The following is a 4,797-nucleotide window of genomic DNA, read 5'->3' on the forward strand; positions in this document are numbered from 1 at the left end:
CCACTGGGAAAGACGGATGATGATCGTAAAGTCTTCCCCCACTGCGGCACGGATCGCTTTTACAATGTCTACGGCAAAGCGGCTTCTTTCTTTCAGGGTCTTTCCTCCGTACTCGTCGGTTCTTGTATTGGTCACCTCCCAGAAAAACTGGTCGATCAGGTAGCCGTGGGCACCGTGAATTTCCAGCACGTCAAATCCTAAGTCCTTTGCCGATTTTGCAGAATCTGCAAACCGGGCAATGGTATCCCGGATATCTTCCAGGCTCATTTCGGAAGCTTTTTCCATCGGTACTTCCGGATATTCTTCAGAACTTCTGGTATCGCCTACGTGCCAGATTTGAGGACCCATTTTTCCGCCGTTTTCATGAACGGCATCAATCACGTTTTTCCATCCGTTCAATGCTTCGGTCCCATAAAAATCCGGGATATTCTGCATATTTTTAGAGGCCGGCCTGTCAATGACCGTCCCTTCAGAAATGATTAATCCTACTTCTGCCTCTGCTCTTCTGGCATAATAATCGGCGATCTGCTTGGTGGGAACTCCGTCATCAGATTGTGCTCTTGTCATCGGAGCCATGACGATTCTGTTCTTTAGTTCTAAATTTTTATATTGAAAAGGCTTAAACAAAGATTCCGTGCTCATTGTAATGGGATGTATTTTATAATTGTTACACAAAGTAACTAATAATAGTTTGAATTTGTTTCCCGCTAATGGAAAAAAGTGGTAACTTTGCGGTAACTTATATTGGTAACATCAAAGTAACGCATGGTAAAAAGTGAATTAATGAAATACAGCTGTCCGCTGGGCAAAGCGATGGCAGCCCTGGGAAGCAAGTGGAAGCCGATCATCGTGCTGGTGATCAAAGACCGGAAACTGCGTTTCGGGGAACTGGCTGTACGCATCAATGTGATCTCCAGGAAAGTCCTTACCGACCAGCTCCGGGAGATGCAGACCGATGGGCTCGTCATCCGGGAAGAGTTCAAGGAACTTCCGCCAAGAGTAGAATATTCGCTCACGGAAAAAGGATTGGCACTCCTTCCTATTCTCTATCAGCTGGAAGAGTGGGAAACGAAATACCATGTGTATGATCCTGAGCAGGAGAAAAACTGCAAAATGATTCTGGAAGGCAGGCAAGCACAAAAAACAATTTTTTGATGCTCACCCTTTAAAAAGCATCAGGCATAATATTCTTTTTGTTTTTTTAGCTGCAGCAAAGTTTCTTCAACCGCATGTTCAAGCCCGGTGAATTCTTTTCCCGGAAGTTTCGTATAGCAACATATGGCTGATTCGCTCCAATATCTGTAATCACTGAAGCCAATATATTCATGGATCTCATTTTTTAAGTGAAATCGATCATAGTAGTAGACGGACACGCTGAATGTTCCGTTGCTTTTAAATATCAGCGTAACATTGATATCGTTATTGAAGGGATAAAAACGGATAGCATGCTCATCCGGGCTCCAGTCTTCACTGTAATGATATCTGTGAATTTCAATTTTTTCCCTTACCTTTTCTGCAATATCAATAAAAAATATTTTTAGCTGAGCATGGGCAGAAATTATTTGAGAAAAGTTTTTTTCATAAAAATCGAGATAAGATTGATCCATGTTTATTAATCTGGTATTTGAGAACTGTACTAGAAAGTCATGGGCAAAATAATCCCATTTATTATCAAATGCATGCAGGCCTGCACCGATGATTTTATCAAAACAGGCTCTTATGCTCAGATAATTCCAATTTTCCGGACAGGTTTCCTTTTTGTATGATAAAATGACATACTTTTTATTGTGCAACGGAAATTTTAGCTGAATATCATCTTCATAGTCACCAAATGGATTTGCCATCCAATGGTTAATTTTATTTTCAAAGACCAAAACATGCGTGTCATTATATAAAATCAAATCGATGTATTTTCCATTTGAAGTGATGGATTGGGTACTTACTTCACAGTTCAGAATGAGGCTGTCTAAAAAGCCGTCATCATCCAGATCTCCCAACAGGATTTTCATCATTTCATCCCGCCGTTTATATTCGGTATTTTTTCTCAACAGGTATGACAGTACTTCGGTAAAAGGATTTTCATAAAAGCCTCTCGTACCGATTGAAAAAAGATTATTGGATTTTAAATTTGGATTTTCCGGAACATTGTTAAATATTTCTTTAAGTTCAGACAAGTCGGCTGGCATAATAGAGTGGTTTTTTTTTTGTAAATTACGGCTATCATCCTTAAAAACAAAACAAACCGCTTCCCAAAGAAAGCGGTTTGAATTTATTTAAAATCCCGGATTAAAATATCGCCGGATATTTCTGAGGATTATTTTCATTGAATAAAGCATAGATCTTCTCTACCATGTCATCGGCAGACGGCTTGCTGAAATAATCACCGTCGCTGGCATAGGCCGGCCTGTGATCGTTGGCAGCGATCGTCAGCGGATCGGAATCCAGGTACCTGAAAGCTTTCTGCTTTTCCAGGATCTGCTGAAGGATAAAAGCTGAAGTCCCGCCTTCCACGTCTTCATCGATCACCACCAGACGGTTGGTTTTCTTAACGCTTTCGGCAATTTCCTGTGACAGGTCAAAAGGAATCAGTGACTGAACGTCGATCACTTCCGCAGAAATCCCCAGCTTGGCCAGCTCATCTGCAGCTTCCATCACGATTCTCCAGGTAGATCCGTAGGTTACCAGTGTGACATCGCTTCCTTCCTTGGTTACCTCGATCTTTCCGACAGGAACCGTAAATTCCCCCAAATTGTCAGGTTGTTTTTCTTTCAGGCGGTACCCGTTCAGGCATTCCACGATAACGGCAGGATCATCGCTCTGAAGCATGGTATTGTAGAATCCGGCAGCTTTTGTCAGGTTTCTTGGTACCAGTACCAGGATTCCCTTGGAGAGGTTGAGGATTCCGGCCATCGGTGACCCCGAATGCCATACGCCTTCCAGCCTGTGTCCTCTCGTTCTGATGATGACCGGCGCTTTCTGGCCTCCTTTTGTCCTGTACTGAACGGTAGCCAGGTCATCGCTCATTCCCTGCAGACAGTAAAGGATATAGTCCAGGTACTGGATCTCGGCAATCGGTCTCAGGCCTCTCATGGCCATCCCGATTCCCTGTCCGAGAATGGTGGCTTCACGGATTCCGGTATCGGCCACACGGACTTCACCGTATTTTTCCTGCATGCCCTCAAGCCCCTGGTTGACATCACCGATATTTCCGGCGTCTTCCCCAAATACAAGAGTTTCAGGATATTTTTCAAAAATTTTATCGAAATTGTTTCTTACCACTACTCTCCCGTCTACCTCTTCCGAGCTTTCAGAGAATATGGGTTTGATTTCTTTTACGTTTTCAGCCTTCCAACGGGACTGGGAATAGAGGTGCGAGGAGTAATTATCTTTTTCCACCTCGAAGATCTCCTTATATTTCTGCATCAACTGGTCTCGCTCGGCAGAATGGATTCCCCTGGTGGCCAGCAATGATCTTCTCACCAGATGGAAAATATCTTTCTTAGCCTTGGAAACCAGTTTATTAAACTGATTGATATAATTTTCAATCTCAGCATTCTGGCTTTTCAGGTTTTCTACCAGCGGCAATACGGATTGATTGATATCTGCAATGCTCTTCTGGTAGCTTTCCCAGGCTTTTTTCTGTCCGGATTTTACGGTTTTCTTTGCTTCTTCATCAATGGCATCCAGGTCTTCAATGGTCGCCAGCACTTCTTCTTTACCGTCTATCTCAATGGAATAATTAAGGATCCATTCCCTGAATTTCACCAGTCCGTCAAACTGTGATTCCCAGGCAAGGCGCTCTTCATTCTTGTATCTTTCGTGGGAACCGGAGGTTGAGTGTCCCTGTGGCTGTGTTACTTCAATCACATGAACGATCACCGGCACGCTTTCTACTCTTGCAAACTGTTCGGCTCTGGCGTAGGCATCCAGCAGCGCAGGATAATCCCATGCTTTTACCTGAATGATTTCACAGCCCTGGAATTCCCCTTCTTTTCTCTGGAATCCGCTCAGCATTTCGGCAATATCGGCCTTTGCCCTCTGCTTCATGGTCGGCACGGAAATCCCGTATCCGTCATCCCAGATCGATACGATCATGGGAACCTGGAGCGCACAGGCGGCATTCAACGTCTCCCAGAAGTGGCCTTCTGCCGTAGAAGCATCCCCGATGGTACCGAAGGCCACTTCATTTCCGTTTTTGGAAAACTTTTCAGAGCCCTCAAACGCTACGGTTTTATAGACTTTGGAAGCCTGTGCCAGTCCCAGCAGTCGGGGCATCTGCCCGGCAGTAGGAGAAATATCCGAAGAAATATTCTTTTGTGCGGTAAGGTCTTTCCAGCTTCCGTCTTCGTTCAGACTGCGGGTGGCAAAATGGCCGTTCATCTGCCTTCCGGCAGAAGCCGGCTCTCTTTCCACACTGGTATCCGCATAGAGCTGCGCAAAGAAACTTTCTACCGTCAGTGCGTCCGCAGACAATGCAAAAGTCTGGTCCCTGTAGTATCCTGAACGGAAGTCACCCTCCCTGAATACTTTTGCCATTGCCAGCTGAGGAAGCTCCTTCCCATCCCCGAAAATTCCGAATTTAGCTTTTCCTGTTAGCACTTCCCTTCTTCCCAGATAAGACATTTCGCGGGAAACCCTGCCCATCTTATAATCTTCAAGTATCTGGTTTTTAAAGTCTTGAAAAGAGATCTGCTGTGTTTCTATATAAGTTGTTTGCATAGCCCAATAAAAAAGTTTTTTTGTCCTGAAGTATTTTGCTAATATACACTTTTTAAATTAATTTTAATTTTTAATAAT

Annotated in this window: 3 protein-coding genes and 1 pseudogene; 1 reads left to right on the forward strand and 3 read right to left on the reverse strand. The window is 43.9% G+C overall.

What is annotated here, in order from left to right:
* A pseudogene (locus tag QZ735_RS01985) lies at window positions 1–642 on the reverse strand (12-oxophytodienoate reductase); the annotation flags it as partial.
* 141 nt (window positions 643–783) lie between these two features.
* Here QZ735_RS01985 and QZ735_RS01990 point away from each other — a divergent pair.
* Entirely contained in the window at window positions 784–1,155 is a 372-nt protein-coding gene (locus QZ735_RS01990) for a helix-turn-helix domain-containing protein (protein ID WP_294243682.1), read from the forward strand.
* Window positions 1,156–1,175: 20 nt separating this feature from the next.
* On the opposite strand, the gene QZ735_RS01995 is transcribed toward QZ735_RS01990, so the two are convergent.
* Complete coding sequence (locus QZ735_RS01995; protein ID WP_294243683.1) at window positions 1,176–1,997, reverse strand: hypothetical protein; 822 nt, start codon at window positions 1,995–1,997, stop codon at window positions 1,176–1,178.
* A 289-nt stretch (window positions 1,998–2,286) separates the two neighbouring features.
* Window positions 2,287–4,719 (reverse strand): transketolase C-terminal domain-containing protein, encoded by a 2,433-nt coding sequence (locus tag QZ735_RS02000; protein WP_294243684.1) that lies wholly within the window; start codon window positions 4,717–4,719, stop codon window positions 2,287–2,289.
* Window positions 4,720–4,797 lie beyond the last annotated feature (78 nt).

Source organism: uncultured Chryseobacterium sp. (assembly GCF_913776365.1).
Classification (GTDB): Bacteria; Bacteroidota; Bacteroidia; order Flavobacteriales; family Weeksellaceae; genus Chryseobacterium.